The 19,718-nt window shown below is 42.5% G+C and carries 18 protein-coding genes and 4 tRNA genes; 12 read left to right on the plus strand and 10 right to left on the minus strand.

Annotated features, from left to right (window positions below):
• Window positions 1–21 precede the first annotated feature (21 nt).
• Window positions 22–954 carry a hypothetical protein gene (locus tag PHC76_RS00255; protein ID WP_299969254.1) on the plus strand — a complete coding sequence of 311 codons (933 nt, stop codon included), beginning with the start codon at window positions 22–24 and terminating at the stop codon, window positions 952–954.
• Here PHC76_RS00255 and PHC76_RS00260 read toward each other — a convergent pair.
• Entirely contained in the window at window positions 938–1,813 is an 876-nt protein-coding gene (locus PHC76_RS00260; RefSeq protein ID WP_299969253.1) for a hypothetical protein, read from the minus strand. The genes PHC76_RS00255 and PHC76_RS00260 overlap by 17 nt on opposite strands.
• Window positions 1,810–2,409: a hypothetical protein gene (locus PHC76_RS00265; RefSeq protein WP_299969251.1), complete on the minus strand. Its 600-nt coding sequence runs from the start codon at window positions 2,407–2,409 to the stop codon at window positions 1,810–1,812. The genes PHC76_RS00260 and PHC76_RS00265 overlap by 4 nt, the downstream gene beginning before the upstream one ends.
• Before the next feature lie 234 nt (window positions 2,410–2,643).
• Between PHC76_RS00265 and PHC76_RS00270 the strand changes: the two genes are divergently transcribed.
• From PHC76_RS00270 to PHC76_RS00310, 9 genes are all read left to right on the plus strand, one after another.
• The gene (locus PHC76_RS00270; RefSeq protein ID WP_299969249.1) at window positions 2,644–4,158 is read left to right on the plus strand and encodes a PAS domain-containing sensor histidine kinase; all 1,515 of its coding nucleotides are present in this window, start codon (window positions 2,644–2,646) and stop codon (window positions 4,156–4,158) included.
• Window position 4,159: 1 nt separating this feature from the next.
• Window positions 4,160–5,509: a response regulator gene (locus PHC76_RS00275; RefSeq protein ID WP_299969247.1), complete on the plus strand. Its 1,350-nt coding sequence runs from the start codon at window positions 4,160–4,162 to the stop codon at window positions 5,507–5,509.
• A 64-nt stretch (window positions 5,510–5,573) separates the two neighbouring features.
• Window positions 5,574–6,689 (plus strand): hypothetical protein, encoded by a 1,116-nt coding sequence (locus tag PHC76_RS00280; protein WP_299969245.1) that lies wholly within the window; start codon window positions 5,574–5,576, stop codon window positions 6,687–6,689.
• Between the two features lie 138 nt (window positions 6,690–6,827).
• A complete protein-coding gene (locus tag PHC76_RS00285; protein WP_299969243.1) occupies window positions 6,828–7,286 on the plus strand; it encodes a hypothetical protein in 459 nt (152 codons plus the stop codon).
• Window positions 7,283–8,362, plus strand: coding sequence for an FtsX-like permease family protein (locus tag PHC76_RS00290; protein WP_299969241.1), 1,080 nt, complete (start codon window positions 7,283–7,285; stop codon window positions 8,360–8,362). Before PHC76_RS00285 ends, PHC76_RS00290 begins: the two co-directional genes overlap by 4 nt.
• Complete coding sequence (locus PHC76_RS00295; RefSeq protein WP_299969239.1) at window positions 8,359–8,991, plus strand: ABC transporter ATP-binding protein; 633 nt, start codon at window positions 8,359–8,361, stop codon at window positions 8,989–8,991. Before PHC76_RS00290 ends, PHC76_RS00295 begins: the two co-directional genes overlap by 4 nt.
• On the plus strand, window positions 8,963–10,513 hold the full coding sequence (locus PHC76_RS00300) for a hypothetical protein (protein WP_299969237.1): 1,551 nt from the start codon (window positions 8,963–8,965) through the stop codon (window positions 10,511–10,513). The genes PHC76_RS00295 and PHC76_RS00300 overlap by 29 nt, the downstream gene beginning before the upstream one ends.
• Window positions 10,510–11,463, plus strand: a complete 954-nt coding sequence (locus PHC76_RS00305) for a hypothetical protein (RefSeq protein WP_299969235.1) — start codon at window positions 10,510–10,512, stop codon at window positions 11,461–11,463. Before PHC76_RS00300 ends, PHC76_RS00305 begins: the two co-directional genes overlap by 4 nt.
• A complete protein-coding gene (locus PHC76_RS00310; RefSeq protein WP_299969233.1) occupies window positions 11,460–11,987 on the plus strand; it encodes a YceI family protein in 528 nt (175 codons plus the stop codon). Before PHC76_RS00305 ends, PHC76_RS00310 begins: the two co-directional genes overlap by 4 nt.
• Window positions 11,988–11,993: 6 nt before the next feature.
• Here PHC76_RS00310 and PHC76_RS00315 read toward each other — a convergent pair whose 3' ends face one another.
• Both PHC76_RS00315 and PHC76_RS00320 read right to left on the minus strand, forming a co-directional pair.
• Window positions 11,994–14,264: a GGDEF domain-containing phosphodiesterase gene (locus PHC76_RS00315; RefSeq protein ID WP_300209712.1), complete on the minus strand. Its 2,271-nt coding sequence runs from the start codon at window positions 14,262–14,264 to the stop codon at window positions 11,994–11,996.
• Window positions 14,265–14,359: 95 nt separating this feature from the next.
• The gene (locus tag PHC76_RS00320) at window positions 14,360–15,262 is read right to left on the minus strand and encodes an MBL fold metallo-hydrolase (protein WP_300209714.1); all 903 of its coding nucleotides are present in this window, start codon (window positions 15,260–15,262) and stop codon (window positions 14,360–14,362) included.
• 90 nt (window positions 15,263–15,352) lie between these two features.
• Between PHC76_RS00320 and PHC76_RS00325 the strand changes: the two genes are divergently transcribed.
• Window positions 15,353–16,240: an AEC family transporter gene (locus PHC76_RS00325; protein ID WP_300209716.1), complete on the plus strand. Its 888-nt coding sequence runs from the start codon at window positions 15,353–15,355 to the stop codon at window positions 16,238–16,240.
• On the opposite strand, the gene PHC76_RS00330 is transcribed toward PHC76_RS00325, so the two are convergent.
• The 6 genes from PHC76_RS00330 to PHC76_RS00355 all read right to left on the minus strand — a co-directional run bounded on the left by PHC76_RS00330 (window position 16,237) and on the right by PHC76_RS00355 (window position 17,879).
• On the minus strand, window positions 16,237–16,473 hold the full coding sequence (locus PHC76_RS00330; protein ID WP_300209717.1) for a CDGSH iron-sulfur domain-containing protein: 237 nt from the start codon (window positions 16,471–16,473) through the stop codon (window positions 16,237–16,239). The two genes, PHC76_RS00325 and PHC76_RS00330, sit on opposite strands and share 4 nt — an antisense overlap.
• A gap of 10 nt (window positions 16,474–16,483) precedes the next feature.
• On the minus strand, window positions 16,484–17,347 hold the full coding sequence (locus PHC76_RS00335; protein ID WP_300209719.1) for a hypothetical protein: 864 nt from the start codon (window positions 17,345–17,347) through the stop codon (window positions 16,484–16,486).
• Window positions 17,348–17,449: 102 nt separating this feature from the next.
• Window positions 17,450–17,537, minus strand: a tRNA-Ser gene (locus PHC76_RS00340).
• 30 nt (window positions 17,538–17,567) lie between these two features.
• Window positions 17,568–17,641, minus strand: a tRNA-Cys gene (locus PHC76_RS00345).
• Window positions 17,642–17,654: 13 nt separating this feature from the next.
• Window positions 17,655–17,741 (minus strand) — tRNA-Leu (locus PHC76_RS00350).
• Between the two features lie 63 nt (window positions 17,742–17,804).
• A tRNA-Gly gene (locus tag PHC76_RS00355) sits at window positions 17,805–17,879 on the minus strand.
• 145 nt (window positions 17,880–18,024) lie between these two features.
• Here PHC76_RS00355 and ilvD point away from each other — a divergent pair.
• Entirely contained in the window at window positions 18,025–19,713 is a 1,689-nt protein-coding gene (ilvD, locus tag PHC76_RS00360) for a dihydroxy-acid dehydratase (RefSeq protein ID WP_300209721.1), read from the plus strand.
• The last annotated feature ends 5 nt before the right edge of the window (window positions 19,714–19,718 follow it).

A 19,718-nucleotide genomic window follows, 5' to 3' on the forward strand; every position in this document is an offset into this window, starting at 1 on the left:
TTTTATCAGGAAGGAATATGAATGAGAAAAAGCGTGTTGATGATGGTGGTGTGTAATTTTTTAGGATGGTCTGTTTTACACGCCGATGTTTCGGAAATGGTTTTGTATCCAAACTCTACTTTTTCATCGGCGGTTGCCCATTTTTATCACCAAGGGGATAAAGCTGAAAAATACGGATTTTTGTTTGATGAGAAATTTTCCCCGAAACAGATACTTTACGCCCAACCGGATAACTATATACTCGAAACACTTAAAGACAAAAAGGTCAAATTGAGTTTTGATAAGACCGATCGTTATTCGTACATGAAACAGATTAAAAAAGAGGATTTTATCGTTGAGAATAATGGACATAGTGTTAAATTACTGATGAGCGGAGGAGATTGCGCCGGAGAGTGTCTAACCGGACGCAATATTTTAACCGTAGTGATTCCTGATGGCTATAGTGTTATCGGGTACAAAGGGTTGGACAATAATCTTAAAGAGCTTACCAATAAAGAGTGGAAGATTACCGATAATACCTATACGTTATTTGCCCCGAAGGTCAAAGGGGCATGTATCTATCTTGAGCTGGCAAAAGGGTCTGCTCCCTCATCAAAAGCCAAAGAGTTAACCCCAAAATCTATAACTCCCTCTACGCTTGTCTACTCCAATTTAGAGCTTTTTGAGATAGGGGATATTAACGTGAGTATTCAGGGTAAGCAGTTGCTTAAAACGCTTGTATCTCGTGTCGGAAGCTCATCGAAATTGATGGTTACGATTTTACAAGACCATGTTCCCCCTAAACGGCTCGCCACACTCTATCCGAGTGCTGAGAAATTCTCCCAAGCACGTGCTGAAGTTATGGTTAAAGAGTTGAGCGCCTTAGGGTTGAGCAGTGAGCAGATTCACTGTGAAGTGGTGGATAAACCGAGCGAAAAAGCGAGAGTCGAAATCTCAATCACTCCCGTCCAATAATATCGAAGATATTGATTCCATCGGGGAGTTTCACTGCCCCCTCGCGGAAGTTTCGGGTATGGGCAATAAGGCGTTTAAAATGTTTGCGCAGATGGTACGCATCGGGGACATTTGGACGGAACCAATCCCCTTTGGCACTAAAGAGCCAATCAATCCCTGATTTAATCTCCAACAGCGAATACCCTCCACTCTCCGCGAGATACTGAATTTGGCGCGCCCAGCTCATCACATCAAACGGCTCTTCAAACTGGGGATCGATAGAGGCGAGACGGCGGATAAAATATTGTGCCATCTCAAATTGTTCCGGTGAGGGTTTATTCTCATCGGATGATTGGAGCAATGCGGGAGCTTTGGAGGAGATTTCACGACGAATCCACCGCTCAAACTCTGCCGCCCAGTCAAACGATCGGCGGTTTTGGCTCCGTTGATAGAGATTAAAATCCTCAAACAAATCTCGTCGTAACCCCTCGCGATCACACACTTCGAGAGCATAGGCGTGCAAATCTTCAAATGCCTCATTGGAGAGGTTGAGATAGTAGTTACTATCGGTGTACTCTGAGGGAGCTAGTGAGGTCGATATCGGAGTATTAGGCTGAATCGGCATGAGGGTATAGGTAATCATCACCCCGTTAGCTGTTTTTTCACGGACGATTTTAAGGAGTTGTTTGGCAACGAGTCCATCGAGTGCTTCGACCACTTCACGGCTACTGTGTCGGAGCTGTTCGGCTAAAAAAGAGGCCATAAGCGGTTTGGGTTTATCTCCCCACACCATTGTGTGTCGGATAATAAGAGGGAGTAATGCCCGCTCCAATAGGCTCAAATCTTCGCGGTCGATGAGGGAAATCGGTATGGTAATCATCTGTTTTTGAGCACTTTTTTGGTCGTATTGGAGATGGTGGGCTGAGTGGAGAGGCGTTGACGCTCGATGAGTGCTTTGAGATACTCTTGGGCACAACGCAGTTCAAAAAGACCGCGATCATTCGAAACATAATCGTAAATCCACCGTTTGGTGAGGATTCGAACCACATCGATATCGAGAGAATCGAGTAACGCTTCGGTGGAATCTGCTTGTTTAATCGAGGTAAAGCGGATATTTTCAAAACGCTCTAACGCACTATGCTCGCTGTTTTTCTCTTCACTGACATGACGTCTGAGGTCGTACATCAGTTGGTAGAGTTTTTGAGAGCGTTCGTGTGCTTGGTGCTCAAGTGGGGAGCGTTGCTCTTCAAACATCTCTTGAGCGATAAGGGATATTTTTTCGATTCCTGTTTTAAACGCCAAATCGCGTGTGGAGAGACGACGCAAAAATTCGCTATAACGGGCAATCGGAATGGGGCGGATAAGCTCATCGATGTGGGAGCGTAAAAATACGTCCTCATCGATTTTAAAATAGTTCATCAGCGAGGTGACAAACTGGGAACGTATCTGATCATCGGTCGGTGTGTAGTGTTGCATAGTATAAGTATAGCATTTCATACTATAAGGGGAGGATAAAAGAGTATCAAGAACAATTTTAAATAATTATCAAGCTATAAGTGTTATCATGACATGACCAATATATAACTAAATTATGACCATGATGTGACTTTTAATTTCCACTAACATCAGTAGTTGATGGAGTAAAGAGTTGAAATGGTCGTTTTCGATAGTCTCTCTATAACAGTGATTTTAGGTGTAAATGGGGAATGTATGGAAAGTTTAGAATGCTCTTGTTATGAAACCATCGTTAATGCTACCTCTGATTTGTTTGCTATTACCGATGGAAAACGGATTATTGATCCTAATCAGAAAATGATAGAACTCTGCAATGCTCTTAAAGTAGATATTTTTAGCCCCTCATTTTTTCTCTCAAATCTTTTTGAACCGATAGAGATGGCCGGATATATTTTTGAAGGGCACGATAATCTTCCTTGGTATGAGACGGTTTTAAAAGGGGAGAAAAGTATCTATTATGTCGGGATAAAGAAAGAGGGGAAAATTACCACTTTTAGTATAGCACTGCATCCGATAAGCGATCATCCGGATAGTTATATCCTGAATATGAGCGATAAATCAGAGATAATGGAGTGTAAAGCGGCATTAGAAAACGGTATGATAAAAAATGCCAAAAATCGGGAAAAAACACAACACCTTTTACGCCAATACGATAAAGCAATGGATGCAGCGACGTTAGTGTTTAAATGCGATATGGAGGGGATTATTACTTTCGCTAACAGAGCATTATGTGAAGCACTTTTGTATGGAAACGGCGAACTTGAAGGGAAACATTTTTCGATATTTCGCGGGGCAAGTACGACTGATAAAGTATGCGAAGAGTTGTGGAAACAGATTCAAAAAGGGAAAATTTACCGAAGTACGCTGGAGATCACCGATAAATTTGAGGGGCATCACTATTTTGATATCTCGTTTGTCCCTATTCACGACGAAGAGGATCATATTGTTGAGTTTTTTTCCCTTTCTCATGAGATTACCGATGTTTTTGAGGCAAAAGAGACAGCTGTCAAAATGCTTGAATCTAAAAATAAATTTTTCAATCAAGTGTCGCATGAATTACGTACCCCTTTGAATGCTATTATTAACTTTACCGATAGTGCGTTGGAGAGTTTCGATGAGATAGCGTTGGATGAAGAGAGTAGAGATCTGGTGCAAATGTACATAGAGAGGGCACACAATAACTCGCAGCACCTTTTAAAACTGATTAATTCACTGCTCGATATGGCAAAACTACGTGCCGGAAAAGAGAGCTACGATATGGAAGAGTGCAATATCACAAGATTGGTGGAAGATATTTATGCTTTGACCGAAACGCTCAATACAAAGCCGACCGTTGCGTACAATCTTGAAAGTAGTAATGAACCTATAATAGTCTATTGTGATTTTTTAAAAACACGCCAAATATTAATCAATCTCATCTCGAATGCACTGAAATTTACCTATCACGGCAATGTAACCCTCCATCTTGAATCGGATCAGAATCAATGCCGTATTTCAATCATAGACACTGGAGTAGGGATTCACGCCTCAAAGATAGAGAAAATATTTGAACCGTTTGAGCAAGTAGGATTTCATGATCAGGGGACAGGGCTTGGGCTCGGTATAGTGAATGAATATGCAAAAAGGATGAATATGCACTTAGAGGTACACTCGGTGTTGGGCGAGGGGAGTCGTTTCGTGTTAAATATACCACTGGTAGGGGAGGTCTAAGATGGAAGAGATACGTTTGTTAATCGTCGATGATGTGGAAGATAATCGGTTGGTCTTAAAAGCCATTTGCCGTCGCCTTAAAGGGTTTAAGATATATGAGGCAGTTGATGGTCTCGATGCGGTTGATTTGTGTGACAAGATACAACCGCATATAATTTTAATGGATATTATGATGCCTCGCTTGGATGGATTTCAAGCCTCAAAATTGATAAAAGAGCGTTATCCGGAGACGGTTATAATGGCCGTTACGGCTGTTATTGATCCAAAGATGGAAGAAAAGATGGCTTCCATCGGAGTAGCAGCGTATATCCGAAAACCGATTGATAAAGAGTTGTTTCGTCTCAAACTTCAAAGTTATGCCGGTGCGCTAACCCGTTCGGGGATAGAGCAAGTTATCACGGTTCATCCCCAAACGCTCAACCCTTTTAGTGATGAACTCCGTAATTTTAAAATACTTTTTACGATTTATAACGTTGATGCGATTATGGATTTCGGGATGTGGTTACTGGTGCGATTTGAGTGTGCCCATGCGATAGCATGCAGTAATATCGATATGATTATTGAATTGCTTTATGGGTTACTTAATCAAGAGATTAGAAATGGAGTAATACTCGATATTACGATTGAAGAGAGTTTTGATGAACTCTTTATCTATGCACCGCTTCCCAAACAGATTCCGCTGGATGCAATAAGTGAACACTTAATCCTCGTTTTGGGAGATAAATGTATCATTAATGATAAGATGGTTGCTTTTCGAATCTCACTAAATGGTGTAGAAACGGAGCAAAAAAAGTGCACGTTGCCTGAGGAAAGTGGGGCATCACGAACATTGGAGATGATGGAACAGCAGGTTTTGCGCGATAGCCTTGTGAATAAAATAACTGCACGAGAGTATATTGATAGTATTGATAATGATGATTTATTGGAAATTCATGATTTGAAAATGGCGGAAGTGCAATGGAGTTCGTGCATGATGTTGTTAGAATCTGATGGTAAAGAAGAAGATTTTATCCGTTTTGCTGATGTGATATTGGGAGTGTATGTGAGTGTAATCAGTAGCCTTTATGAATTTTCAGGCTTATCGTACGCGATAGTTTCGTTAGCGAATTTGATTAAAACAAATGCGACGTTATTGACAACGGACAGTGAAAAAAGGGGAAAAGTAGTATCGCTTTTAGATGGATTTAAAAATGATATTACATCATGGATTGAACATGTATTTGAACATCAAGATGCGCAAGATATCCATTATTTAGATGCTTCATTTTTTAGTTCGTGCATGTTAATTGAATCAATCATTACGGAAAAAGAGGTAGATTTAGGTTCTGATGGAGAAATAGAGTTTTTTTGACACAATTTCGCTAAAATACAGTGGGCATATACTATGTGCCTAGATAGCGATAAAAAGGCTCTATGTGTTAACTATAAATTCTACTGTAATTCCTCACGGAGACGAAGATCTCGGGGATAATCTCCTCTACTACGATTACAATGTCAATCATCTCCTCTCACTCCAAGCCAAAGGGATGACTATGGAAGATGAGGGGTATATTAGTGCTTTTCGCTCGTTTGAGGGGGAGGTGTATGAAAACTACATTTATGAAAAACTGCTCCGTTATGCGACAAATGAGCCAGAAATCAAAAGTTTTATTATTAAAGGCCCCCATAAAAGCCGTACCCATGCTCAAAGCGATGCGTTATCGGTGAGTTGGAAAGGGCAAATTATTTACCGTGCAAGGCACAAAGAGATCGGGGAGTTTGACGGATTGCTCTTTACCGACAAAGAGCTCTATTTTATCGAAATGACGTTGGTAAAATCGGCGAGCAATCTGAAAAAACGGTTACGAAAAAAGAAAGCATTGTTGGAAGTGTTATTTCCCCGTTATACGGTGAAGGCTGTTTTGGTGCTCAATGAGGGGGCGACGGGAACCTCTGATCTGCCACCGTATGCATCGGTTTGGTTTACAAAACCTTATAGTGCACAGCATCTGCTCGATAAAATTAGCGCCAAAGCTCCAAAAGCCCCTATGATTGCGGTTGAGAGCGATAAAATAGCACATGCCGAAGAGATCAAAACTGCATCATTTAAATACTATGCAACCCTCTCATGGATGACGCGTTCACTTCGTGCTAAAAATCCAATGGATTGGGAGTTTTTCTCACGCCCAGCAACCCAACGTTATCATGACATCTATACCAAAATTTATATCGGGTATTTGAATGTAGCAGATTTCCTCTCCTTGGCACCCGATTTGGTGTTTGAAAACTCATCAGCGAAGCGTGTTATCGTCGGAATCGAAAAAGATCATACGGGAGGGTATTTCCTCACCTATTTTATTCGGCATAGCGGTAAAAAGCTTGATAATGTGACCCTTGTTAACGGTGTCTCTAAAGTGGTCAAAAAAGATCCATTGGGGATCACCCTCACAGAGATGAACCATTTGGACAAAATGATGGATGAGAGTTTTGTGCTCACTCTCGAACAACATCGTGAGATTGAAAAAAAATTAGCGACAATAACACATAAGTAAAGTACGTCCGTTCACCATGAAGGGTGCGACAAGCTCCCTTTTCACTGAAAATTCATAAATTGGCTCTATAGTTCCGAAAAAATTCCCCTATTTACCCTTGATAGGTTACACTTTGAAAGAATTAAATCAAGGATTAATATGAAAAAAGTTGTTTTATTTGCCTTAGTGGCGATAAGCTTAATGGCCGCACCCTATAAAATCGGGCAATCAGTCATGCCGTTGGATTTGGAAGATCAATTTGGAAAACGCAGTACCCTCAAATTGATGCCTAAAACACTCATTATGGCATTTGAAAAAGGGACGGGAGCGACAGTTAATGAATATCTTGCGCTTCAAGGTAAAGAATATCTCAAAAAGAATAATGCCGTTTTTGTTGCCGATATCTCACAAATGCCTAACTTTATTACCCAAGCGTTTGCCTTGCCTAAAATGCGAAAATACCCCCATACGGTATTGTTAATTCGTGATGAAGAGCAGGGGTTGAATTTTCCGCTTCAGGAGGAAAAAATCACTGTGATGAAATTTCGGGGCAATTTTTTAACCAAAATCGATTTCATTTCAACTGCCGATGAACTCAAAAAAGCGATTGAGCAGTGATTACACCCCTCAAAGCACTTCGGAAGAATCGGTTTAAGACTGCCCTCATCTTTATCAGTATGAGCGTCTCCATTGCCGCTATATTTCTGATCAGCGCCATTTCGGGGGGTGTTGTGAGTATGTACAGTTCGATGCTTAAAACTGATGGAGATATTATCGTCACTCAAAAAGGGATTGCCGATACTTTTTTTAGTGATATTAACCGCTCCGTCGCCAATGAGATTGCGACGATGGAGGGGGTCAAAGAGGTGAGTGCTCTGATCTTGGGTGCGGCACCGGTCGAGCCTCTCCCTATTGTCGGAATTTATGGTGCGAGTGAAAACCGTTTTAAAAGCTATACCCTCAAAAAAGGCTCTTATCCTAAAGAGGGTGAAGTGATGTTGGGATCAAAAATCTATGAAACGCTCAAGCACCCCAAAACGATCTCTCTCTCTAAAAAAGAGTTTCATGTGAGCGGGGTATTTAAAAGCCGTATCGGGTTTGAAGATGGTGGTGTTGTTATGCCTTTGCGTGATGCGGGAGAGGTCTTTCATAAAAGTGCCTCTATCTTTTTATTGGCATTGAATGATTTGGGCAAAAGCGATTCCCTTATTGCACACATTAACAAAACACACCCCGAAATGGAGGCGAAAACAACCGATGGTTTTATCGACTCGTATAACCAGTTCAAAATCATCAAAACCAGTTCCGACGTAATCGGAGCGATGGCATTTTTGATGGGAATTTTGGGGATTGTGAGCATGATGAGTATGGTGGTGAATGACCGCAAAGCCGAATTTGGGATTATGCGCTCTATAGGTCTCTCCTCAACCACCATTATTTTTAAACTCCTCAGTGAGACGCTGATTATCGCTGTGTTGGCGTTTGCGGTGGCGTATGGTGTCTCAGAAGCGGTATTGGAGATGATTAAACATGCCGATAAGTTTCAAGGCTATATTAACGGAGAGATCACCTTTGCCTTAGCCCTCAAGGTTTTTGTTGTTTCGGTGAGTATGGCCCTTTTTGGGACATTGCTCCCCGCGATCTATGCCGCCCGAATTGACCCTATGAGCTTGATACAACGAGGTGGTGCATGACAATCGAAGCACTAGGGCTAGAGCACTTCTACGGACATGAAAAAGTGCTAAACGGTGTCGATATTACGATCCCCTCGGGAAGTTTTACCGCTATTATCGGGGAGAGCGGGAGTGGCAAAACGACACTCCTCTCGATCCTTTCGACACTGTTGCAACCTTCAAGCGGAAGTGTCCGATACGATGGAAAAACGTTGAATGAATTGGGAAATATCGACCGTTTTCGTCGTCACAATATCGGGTTTGTGTTTCAGTTTCATTATCTGATTTCCTATTTGACCTTGCGTGAAAATATTGCTCTTGGGGCGATGGAGGAGAGTCGAATCGAATCATTATTGCAATCACTGGGAATTGCCAAACTCTCCAGCCGTTACAGTGATGAGGTATCCGGCGGAGAGCGTCAGCGCGCCGCTATCGCTCGTGCACTGGTAAATGCCCCTTCGGTCGTGTTTGCTGATGAACCGACAGGGAATCTTGATAGCAAAAATGCCCTTGGGGTGTATGAGTTGTTTCGAGAGTTTTCACATCAGGGGACGGGTTTCGTGGTCGCGTCACATGATAAAAAAATAGCCGATTATGCGGACATAATTATAGAGATGGAGGATGGACTTGTTAAAAAAGTTTTTAAATGATGAACTTCCTTTAGCGTTTGTTTGGTTGATTCTGGGATTATTTGCGGGGCTTGTGTATGCGATAGAGATGTTGGGATTGGATGGCTCTATGACGCTTCTATCACCTGAGCGTGCACGGTCACTCCATATTTCACAGATGCTGTACGGATTTTTCCCGCTGATGCTCTCATTGCTCCCTTTTGCCCTTTTCGAAAAAGAGGGGATTCTATCCGAAACCGCGATAGGGCATTTACGCCGTTATTTCGTCGTTTGGAACCTCTTTTTGCTTTTTATGAGCATGGCATTGTTGTTTGGAAATATTCGGGGGTTGCCGTTTTACGATTTCCCCTATCAACTGAACTTTCTCCTTGCATTTAGCGGTCTGTTTTATCTCCTTGCTCTGCTCGATGCGCTTCGCCGCTACGAGAAACGACCGTTGTGGGTGAATGTCTCGCTCGTCGCCGTCATCGCCGCTCCGATTGCGTTAGTGATTTTAATGAATCCCCAATACGGTCAGGTGGAGAAAACCCTTATCGGACCGCATGGGGATAATACGTTGGGGATGAGTTTTACCCTGATACCAATCTATTATCTCCTTATTAAACTGGTAACCACACAGGAGTTTAAACCGCGCTGGCATTGGTTGTGGATTATCCCTCTTGTCGGTTACGTCATCTCTTTGGTTATCCGTAATTTTTTGCATAATCTAAGCTACAACGAAGAGTGGTTTTTCCAATATCTCACCCTCTTGTATCTGCCGCTATTGTGGGTGTGGCTTCGTGATGCAGGGGTAAGTTTTAACACCAACCCTTATTTGATTCTCTCGATTTGGGCATTTGTGTTTGTCGATGTGGAGGGAAACTTTCTCTTTATCCCTGAAATTCGTGCATTGATTCACCGTAATGATTTGGTGGTGGGACATGCCCATATCGCAATGGGACTGGGGGTCGCATTTATGGCACTTGCCATCTTGCACCATCTTTTACCCGCCCTTTTTCGTCGAGTTTATGCTATTGCTTGGACGGTGTTAATGGCATTGATGGCACTTGCCCTCACCATAGCGGGGGTACTCGAAGCAAGGGGTGAGGGTGGTGCAATAGAGCCATTTTTAGAAATTCGTGCGTTGATTGGTGCGTTGCTTGTGGGGATAATCGTATGGATTACCGTTGAGAGGCTTAAATTCAAACTTGATTCACCGTTAAAGCTCTATCATGTGAGTGGATTTTTGAGCGATGCAGGGGGTGGGGTGATTCTTATCCTCGCAGGTGCGGCATTGTTTCCACTGCTGGGATTTCATTTTAGCGGAACGTATGAGTACATCGTTTTTGCCTTTATGATCGGGACGGGGTTAGCACACTGGTATGGGATACATCATGATTCGCACCGATTCGCTGAGTTTACTGCATCGGTACGTGCCGTGTGCACTTCGGTATTCGTAGCGTTATACTTAGCAGGAACACTCGATGGAATTGCCCTTTTGGTAGCGTTATACGATGCTGGCTTTGCACTGGTGTACTGGTTGTTTTTACGGGGTAAACATTGAATCTTCTCGTTTTGGTTCTCAGCTCACAGCTGCTCTATTATCTCCTTATCGCACAGACGGGGGTAGTTGGGGTATTTGATTCTCACATTCACGACCTTTACACTCTTCCCATAGGGGGGATAATCGGGAGTTTACTGAGTGCTTATCGGAGACACACTGCTCTAAAGCGAGAGCTTTATCTTATGTTTGGCGCACAAATTGCGATTTCATGGTTTTATCCAGACTATTCGCTTGGGATGTTAATGGCATTAGGGTTTCTTGTTGGATATACAACCCCTTTGCTTCTGTATAGTTTTACCTCCCAAAGCAAAGCTCACATTGCAATAGGATTAGCAATCTCCTATGCGGTGGGCACCGCTTTGTACACCTATCCATTTGAGGCTCGCGGAGGTATTGCACTACTTCTTCCCCTTGTTTCGATGAGTGCTTTGTATTTTACGAAGCTTGAAGAGACCCTTTACGAAGAAAAAAAACCGTTTCATGGGTGGTTGCTTGCGGTGATGATGGTGTGGATTTTTGCCGATTCAGCACTTTTTGAGACGCTGAGTCGATCGGGAGATATGGATATTTGGAGTGACTATACCTATTTGATTATTGCATCGCATTTGATAGGGGTATTTTTAGCATACCGTTATGGCAAAGAGTTGATGAACCAAACACCGATAATTTTGGGTCTATTTCTTCTTAGTTACACATTGTATTGGGTAAAAGAGCCAATTGCCCTTGCCATTATCTATCCGATTGCCATTTCGTATTATAATGTGCTGTTATTTAAAGCACTGATCCGTTTAGCGGATATTCGCCTTATCGGGTTATCGATGATAGGGGTTGGTTGGATTGCGACATCCATTGCCAATGCGATCGCATTAGAGCATCAGCTTTGGATTGCAGCAGTAGTTTTAGGGGTATTTACCCTTATAGTTCCATTTTATTTTAGGAGGATTTCATGATTAAATTAAGTATAACGGCACTGTTGTTAGCATCATCGCTTACCGCAGGAAATTTGAGTTTTGACTCAGGAATGATTAAAGCGCATACTGAAGTTTTTGGGGATAACACAATTGATCCAATGGTTAAAAAAGCTCAATCTCGTTTGAGTATGGATGATAAAGCAGATTCATTACATGGCGTCATTGAGGTGAATGCGGCTGAACTTTTTAGTGATAATGCAAAACGTGATGAACATATGCACGAGGTTCTTGAATCAGGTGCTATTCCTAAAATCTCATTTGATATTAAAGAGATGGTGGCAAAAGGGGGTGATAAATATACCCTTAAAGGTGCTTTGAGCTTACATGGTGTTACTAAGCCGATTAGCTTTGAAGGGAGTGTCAGTGAAGCAGGTGGCAAAGTCCATATCGTCGCAAAAAGCTCTCTCAAAATGACTGATTTCGGAATCAAACCAATCAAAATGATGTTTTTGACGGTTCGCGATCAAGTCGATTTGAATGTTGATATCTCGTTGAAACGATAAATATAATTATTCAAGAGCATCAGGTCTTCCTGTGTAGTATCCTTGAGAATAGTCGATTCCATACCTTTTAATGGTTTGGAATATTTTCTCATCACTGACAAATTCCGCAATGGTTTTCGCTCCCATTTTTTGTGCAAAATCGATGATTGTCTCGACGATAATTTGATGACGCGGGTTGTCGGCAATTTCTCGTATTAGCGAACCGTCAATTTTTATATAATCGACATTTAGTTTAAGAATATGCTCAAAATTGGAATACCCCGTTCCGAAATCATCGATTGCAATTTTTCCCCCAAGCTTTTTGACCTGATCAATAAATCGGGCGACTTCACCGTAATTTTCGATCCCGTCAGATTCTAAAATTTCAAATACGATTCGTGAAGCGGTACCGGTTTGTGTCATCGTTGAAAGAATATCCTGTACGGTAGAGGGATCATGTATATCGTCGATCGATAGATTGATGGAGAACTCTTCACAGCGGGAACTAAAAAGATGACAAGCTTGATGGAGAACTTCTTTAGTGATGCGGGGGTAAAGTTTTGTTTTTTTGGCAATCGGCAAAAATTGCATGGGCATAATAATATTTTCATCATCATCGATCATTCGAACCAAGGTTTCATATTTATCGACTTTTCCGGTTATGACATTGACGATAGGTTGATAATGGCAAAAAATACGTCCGTTTGCCAACGCTTTGCGTATGGTAGTCGCCATGGCAATGTTGATGTGGTATTGTTTCTCGACATTTTCCGACTCTTCATAAAAAGCGATCGGGATTTTGCGCTCTTTCGCCGTATGCAATGCGATATCGGCACGTGTTAGCAGTTTATGAGCTCCTAATGCGATTCCGGCACTCATACGGACATCGAGGGTTTCATTTTCAACAATAAAGCGCTCTTCATCCAATGCTGATATAAGTGCTGACATACGAATGTGTAATTTCTCAGGAGTTAGATTGTCATAAAATAACAGAGCAAATTCATCTCCTCCGATTCGGTAAGGTGAAAATCCCATTTCTCTAAACCATTCGCCAACCGCTCGCAGTAGAATATCCCCTGAACTGATACCGAAAAAATCATTCAGCTCTTTGAAATTATCGATGTTGAATATAACACATCCACTAGGCTGAGACTGTTCCATATCTAACAAGAGCTTTTGCCGGTTTGGTAATCCTGTCAGTGTATCAAAATTACTAAGATGATAGATATGATCTTCTGCTAGCTTGCGCTCAGTAATCTCTTGAGCGAAAACGACAATTGAGGTGACGTTTTTGTTTTCATCAAAGACAGGATAATAATTAAGAGCGAAGATTTTCTCTTCACGGCAATCTTCGGTGCTTAAGGCTTCTCCGGTAGAAACAATTTTTTCCACATTACTGCGTCGTCGATTGGCAACATCCAGAGGAAAAAAATCATAAACACAGTGTCCGATTATGTCGGACGATTTACGGTTTAATCTTTCTGCAGCAGTGGAATTCATAGTTAAAACTATGCCGCTTTTATCAAGTAAAAAAATACTTTCTTGTGTAGCATCGAGGATAGCTTGCAGTTCAATATCATTTTGTTTGAGATTTTTTTCTCGTATTTCTACCTTTTTACCCAAAACGTCATTTTCTTCTTGCAAATTGCTATTGATCCGTCGTAAACGCCAGGTAAAAAATGGGAGGCTGAGAAGGGTAACTATCGATAGATTTAGTAAGCGATTTAGAGTTCTTTCATTTAGAATGTGGTTGATAGTATCGATTCGGACATCTGCACCGATAACGTATGTTTCCCCTTTTTGATTTTTCATAGGGATGAAGATGCTTCGAAATGTCCCCCATTTGTCAGTATATTCGGCAAATTGTTTTGTATGCATTCGGAAAACATTTTTAAGCGTATCACTAGCATCGTTATAATTGTCAAAATATCGGGTAAGATTAATCCCACTTTTGCGTTCTTCATCGGTGGCACTGGATGCGGTAAAATAAATTTTGTCGCTTTTTTGGATCATGGTGTAGACATAAACGACTTGCATCGCTTTGGCAAAGTGGCTTAACCGATCTATATTGTGTTCATCTTCGTTTGTGGAAATAGAGGATGCATCAATCGCACGCGCATAAAAATCGGTCGATAAAACCAAAGATGCCCCTTCCGCTGAAGCGAGAAGCTTTTCGTCAATTTGCCGGTACAGTTCGATTTTATTTTGTTGGTATTCATAGTAATTAAAAGCTACTACTGCAAGTGCAAAAAGGATAAAAGTTCCAATAAGAAAAAGGGTGTTTGAGCGCAATTTCATCTAAACCTCACAAAAATATCTAAAACATAAATTATAAATTATTTGAATAATAGAATTTTACCCTATTTTGGCGTATTAAGCCCTATATAAAGGGTTTACTGTACTTTGCTATTAAAATGATAAGTCTCCCCTATACGAAGTGTCCTCGGTTGAAAAGTAAACATATTTGTGTCGGTCAATTCTTCAAACCACTCTATTGGCTCATCCACCGATTCATCGGAGAGTTTAAATGTTCCGTAGTGGATAGGGATGAGTGTTTTTGCCCCTAAATCATGTGCCGCTTGAAGTGCTTCGGGCGGGCTGGTATGAACCAGCTTCATGATTACTTCGGGACGATAGGCACCGATGGGTAAAAATGCCTCATCGATGGCAAACTTCTCCCCTATCTCTTTGAAATGTTCCCCATAAGCGGTATCTCCTGAGTGATAGAGGGTGTGGTCATTGTTTTGGATGACGTACCCTCCCCACAGTGTTTTATTCCTATCCAAATAGATCCGATTGCTCCAATGCAGACTGGGGACAAAGGTGATAAACAACCCCCCAATCATCACCGATTCCCACCACTCCATCTCAAAACACCTCTCACGATTAATCGTCCCTTTTAGATAACGCCAAAATCCGGCAGGGGCGACGATAATCGTTTGGGGATTTTGTTGGAGGAGATAGCGTATAGAGGGGTGGTCATAGTGATCGTAGTGAGAATGGGTGATGAGAATCACATCGGCAAAAAGTTTCTCTTTTGAGATGGGGAGGGGGGAATATCGACGATAGAGGGGTAATTTGCCAAGTACTGGATCGATAGCGACAGTCGTTTCTCCAAGTTTTAACCAAAGAGTCGCATGCCCTAGCCACAGGGCGTATTCACCGCTAGGGAGATTTTCTTGGGAGATAAATGGGAGTTTGGAAGGGAGTAATTTTTGTGCATGGGGAAATTTCGACCATTGCCATTTGAGGATAGTGAGGAGTGATATTTTCGGGGAGGTATAACGGTTACTCATCCAGCTCTCAATTTTTTAGGTTATTGTACCTTTTAGAGGTTTAAAAGGGGGATGTGATTACCATGTGAAAACTATTTTACAGAGGGTTTTTTGGAACAGTTTATTTTTATCATCGCATTATTGGCTATCGGTGTTCTTCTCCAAAAAACTCCCGCACCGGCTGATTTTTCCAAAAGTCTCAACTTTTTTATCATCTATATCTCTCTCCCCGCGACGATATTGATTCAAATACCGAAAGTCCATTTTGACAGTTCCGCTATGTCACTGATTTTGATTCCGTGGCTTTTGTTACCGATGGTGGTAGGAATTGTACTGTGGATGACCAAGCATCAGCCTACCCATGTTCGTGCCGCCTTATTGCTCGTTCTTCCACTAGGAAACACCTCATTTGTGGGAATCCCTATCATCCATACGTTGTTGGGGGAAGAGGCGATTCCGTACGTTTTGATGTACGATCAGTTCGGGACATTTTTGATGTTATCCCTCTATGGGACGGCGGTAGTGGCACGCTATGAGAGTGGATTTTTTAATGTGCGTGAGATTGTCCAAAAATTGGTGCTGTTTCCCCCGTTTGGGTTTTTGGTGTTTGGTCTTATTTTTGGAGCAATGCCTGAAAAAAGTATCCCCTATATTACTCTCCTCTCTTCGACACTTGTACCGCTTGCACTCGTTTCAGTCGGCTATTCGCTCCGATTAGGGGGAGAATTGGATTATGGGATTTTTTCAAAAGCGTTGATCATCAAACTCATCATCATGCCCCTCATCGCCTTTGGAGGGCTATTGGCTATGGGAACTGACCCTTTGGCATTAAAAACGGGTGTATTAGAATCGGGGATGCCCTCGATGATTACAGCAGGAGCACTTGCGATTGCATCGGGATTTGCTCCGGCACTTAGCGCGGCATTGGTGGGGTATGGAATCATTATTTCATTAGTGACATTGCCGATAATAGTGTATGTGATGGAGAGGGTATTTTAGCCCCCTTGCTGATGCGATCCATCACAATAGGGTTTACGGTTTGAGCGTCCGCAGCGACATAGCCATTTGTCTGTCTCGATTTCGACACTAAACTTGAGGGGTCGTTTATCACTTCCTTCATGACTCCCATCACAAAATGGAAAGGTTTTTGATTGCCCGCACGTGCAGTACCAATACTCTTTATTCGCTTCAAGAGATGCTTTAAACGGTGAATTTTGAAAATGCGTTTCCATAAATGACTCCTTAGGATGTAGTTCGACTTGAGAGCTTATTGTATATACCTGTTCCGATAATGAGGAGGGTTACACCGATGATAAGATAAAAAGCATTGATTAGCTTACTGTAATCATCGAGGACTATTTTAAAGACAGCCATTAGAGACTCTATAGAGAGGGCAATAATGATGGAGGTTAAGAACTTACTGAGGATTCTGCTCTGCAAATCATTACCGTAATTAAATGTTTTAAACAGAACTTCATTCTCAATAAGGGTTTTAGCCAAATCGTAGATTGCAAGTCCGATGGTGATAGAAATGATAGAGGTAAATATCTCATGCATAATGAGCTCTTTTGAGGTGGGAAAGATGAGCATAGAAAGAAAGATAAACGCACCGTAGAGAATCAAAAAAATAGCAACACATCCTAATAATACACCGCCACTTCCCATGATTAAACGGTTTACTTTCTCAAAGGCACTATTGTGCTCGATTAATCGGAGCTCTTCGAGGAGTTTTAACATATCAAAATCAACAATAATATACCCATCGTGAGCTTCTTTGACAGCAGTGAGTGTCGGTAGTCCTGTTAGATGATGGAGATATGGGTTGCTGATATGGATGGGTTCTTCGCTAAAGCTGACCCATTTAAAATAAAAGGACTTGTCTGTTCCATTACGATGTTCTTCGATATAGTCTCTACCAAAACTTGGAGAAGATTGAAAAAAGTTACTATTGACCGTATAAATAACTTCGCTTGCGACCTCTGTTTCAAAAAATCGGCGTAAATCATTTGAACTGTTTGTTGGAGGATGAAAATCTTTCATCGTCGTACGGAGGTAGTGTTGAACACTGTTTTTGTGTTTGGTGTAGATTGTAATAATCCGTTTCATGAAAACTCTCCTAATAGGAATTTTCAGTTTACGTTGTAACACTCAATGGATTAAAAATGGATAGAAATAGAAAAGTAAGGGGGAAGTTTAAGAAAATTGTGATGGCGGGCCACTAAGGATTTGAACCTTAGGAGGTATAACCCTCGCCGGTTTTCAAGACCGGTGCAATCGACCACTCTGCCAGTGACCCGTGAGAAAAGTGAATATTTTTTTACATTGGTGGAGGTGGCACCCGGATTCGAACCGGGGGTCAAGGTTTTGCAAACCAGCGCCTTACCACTTGGCCATGCCACCACCTATGTAATGTTGGTGCCCGGAGCCGGACTTGAACCGGCACAGTGTTACCACCGAGGGATTTTAAGTCCCTTGCGTCTACCGATTTCGCCATCCGGGCAACGATAACAAAAAAATATCCCAGCTCAAACATCCAAAAAAGAGTGTTTCAACTGGGATATTATGGAGCGGGAAACGAGGTTCGAACTCGCGACCCCAACCTTGGCAAGGTTGTGCTCTACCACTGAGCTATTCCCGCATTGTTTTTGTGGACTGGAAGTATAGCAAAAAAAATAGGCGGTGTAAAGAGTTTTTAGAGAAAATTTCCGTATAATCACGGTAACATAATAATATGAGCTAGATTCTCACCTTCGTGGGAATGACAAAATATATAAGGATACTTCATGCGCAGTGATACCATCAAACGGGGATTTGATAAAACCCCTCACCGAAGTTTGCTCCGTGCAACGGGTCTCAAAGACGAAGATTTCAACAAACCGTTTATCGGAGTAGCGAACTCCCACATCGACATCATCCCGGGGCACTTTTTCCTCCAAGAATACGGTCGTATTGTCAAAGAGGCGATCCGTGAAGCGGGAGGCGTTCCGTTTGAGTTTAATACCATCGGTGTGGATGATGGTATCGCGATGGGGCATGATGGGATGCTCTATTCCCTCCCTAGTCGTGAGTTGATTGCGGACAGTATCGAGACGGTGATGAATGCCCATAAGCTCGATGGGCTTATCTGTATCCCTAACTGTGATAAGATCGTTCCGGGGATGCTCATGGGTGCACTCCGCGTTAATGTTCCGACGATTTTTGTCTCAGGCGGTCCAATGAAGGCTGGGCATAAAAAAGACGGTACCCCGATCGATTTGGCAACGGCGTTTGAAGCGGTCGGCAAACATGCTGATGGTAAAATGAGCGATGAAGAGCTCTATGAAATCGAGTGTGAAGCGTGTCCGAGTGGCGGGTCATGTTCAGGGATGTTTACCGCTAACTCGATGAATACCCTCTGTGAAGCGATGGGGGTGGCATTACCTGGGAACGGTACGGTTTTGGCGATGACTCCTGAGCGAATCGAGATGGTAAAAACAGCGGCGAAACGTATCGTCGAGATGGTTATGGATGAAAACTCTAGTAAATGGAATATGCAAAATATTCTAAATGAAAAAGCGATCCATAATGCGTTCGTTGTCGATATGGCGATGGGTGGATCATCTAACACCGTATTGCATATGCTCAGTATCGCTAAAGAGGCAGGTGTTGATTTCGATATTACCCAAATCAATAAAATCTCTGAAAACGTCGCACACATCGCGAAAATCTCTCCATCCCTCTCAACCGTGCACATGGATGACATCAACCGTGCGGGTGGGGTGAATGCCGTAATGAAAGAGGTCTCTCGACGCGGTGGAATCCTCCACACCGATGCGATGACGGTTACGGGTGAAACACTCGGTGAGCGTATCAAAGATGCGGTGATTAAAGATGCTAACATCATCCATACCAATGAAAATGCCTACTCTCCGGTGGGTGGGCTCTCTATCCTTTTTGGCAATCTTGCGGAAGAGGGTGCAGTTGTCAAAACTGCGGGGATAACGCCGAATATGCGTAAGTTCAAAGGGAGCGCGGTTTGTTTTAACTCTCAGCAAGAGGCGATTGCGGGGATTGTAGGACATAAAGTCAAAGCAGGCGATGTCGTGGTTATCCGTTACGAAGGACCTAAGGGTGGACCGGGGATGCAAGAGATGCTCGCCCCTACAGCACTCATCATGGGGATGGGATTGGGTGAGAGCGTTGCTCTTATCACCGATGGACGTTTTTCGGGTGCGACACGCGGTGCCTCTATAGGGCATGTCAGCCCTGAAGCGGCTGAGGGTGGTTTGATCGCGTTGATTGAAGATGGTGATGAGATTGAACTCGATGTCGATACCCATCTATTACAACTCAATGTGAGTTATGAGGTGTTGGAGCAACGCCGCCTCCATTGGAAACCGATCAAAAAAGAGATTCCGTCTAAATGGCTCAAACGTTACAGCCTCCTTGTCTCGAATGCTTCTAACGGTGCTGCCCTTAAAACCGAATTGTAATCATT

Source organism: Sulfuricurvum sp., from assembly GCF_028710345.1.
Classification (GTDB): Bacteria; Campylobacterota; Campylobacteria; order Campylobacterales; family Sulfurimonadaceae; genus Sulfuricurvum.

Bases quoted from the DNA above. Each gene is read 5' to 3' on its own strand.
- PHC76_RS00270 (WP_299969249.1), top strand. From the start codon at position 2,644: ATGGAAAGTTTAGAATGCTCTTGTTATGAAACCATCGTTAATGCTACC.
- PHC76_RS00285 (WP_299969243.1), top strand. From the start codon at position 6,828: ATGAAAAAAGTTGTTTTATTTGCCTTAGTGGCGATAAGCTTAATGGCC.
- PHC76_RS00255 (WP_299969254.1), top strand. From the start codon at position 22: ATGAGAAAAAGCGTGTTGATGATGGTGGTGTGTAATTTTTTAGGATGG.
- PHC76_RS00335 (WP_300209719.1), bottom strand. From the start codon at position 17,347: ATGAAACGGATTATTACAATCTACACCAAACACAAAAACAGTGTTCAA.
- PHC76_RS00315 (WP_300209712.1), bottom strand. From the start codon at position 14,264: ATGAAATTGCGCTCAAACACCCTTTTTCTTATTGGAACTTTTATCCTT.
- PHC76_RS00310 (WP_299969233.1), top strand. From the start codon at position 11,460: ATGATTAAATTAAGTATAACGGCACTGTTGTTAGCATCATCGCTTACC.
- PHC76_RS00330 (WP_300209717.1), bottom strand. From the start codon at position 16,473: ATGGAAACGCATTTTCAAAATTCACCGTTTAAAGCATCTCTTGAAGCG.
- PHC76_RS00275 (WP_299969247.1), top strand. From the start codon at position 4,160: ATGGAAGAGATACGTTTGTTAATCGTCGATGATGTGGAAGATAATCGG.
- PHC76_RS00265 (WP_299969251.1), bottom strand. From the start codon at position 2,409: ATGCAACACTACACACCGACCGATGATCAGATACGTTCCCAGTTTGTC.
- PHC76_RS00320 (WP_300209714.1), bottom strand. From the start codon at position 15,262: ATGAGTAACCGTTATACCTCCCCGAAAATATCACTCCTCACTATCCTC.
- ilvD (WP_300209721.1), top strand. From the start codon at position 18,025: ATGCGCAGTGATACCATCAAACGGGGATTTGATAAAACCCCTCACCGA.
- PHC76_RS00260 (WP_299969253.1), bottom strand. From the start codon at position 1,813: ATGATTACCATACCGATTTCCCTCATCGACCGCGAAGATTTGAGCCTA.
- PHC76_RS00295 (WP_299969239.1), top strand. From the start codon at position 8,359: ATGACAATCGAAGCACTAGGGCTAGAGCACTTCTACGGACATGAAAAA.
- PHC76_RS00300 (WP_299969237.1), top strand. From the start codon at position 8,963: ATGGACTTGTTAAAAAAGTTTTTAAATGATGAACTTCCTTTAGCGTTT.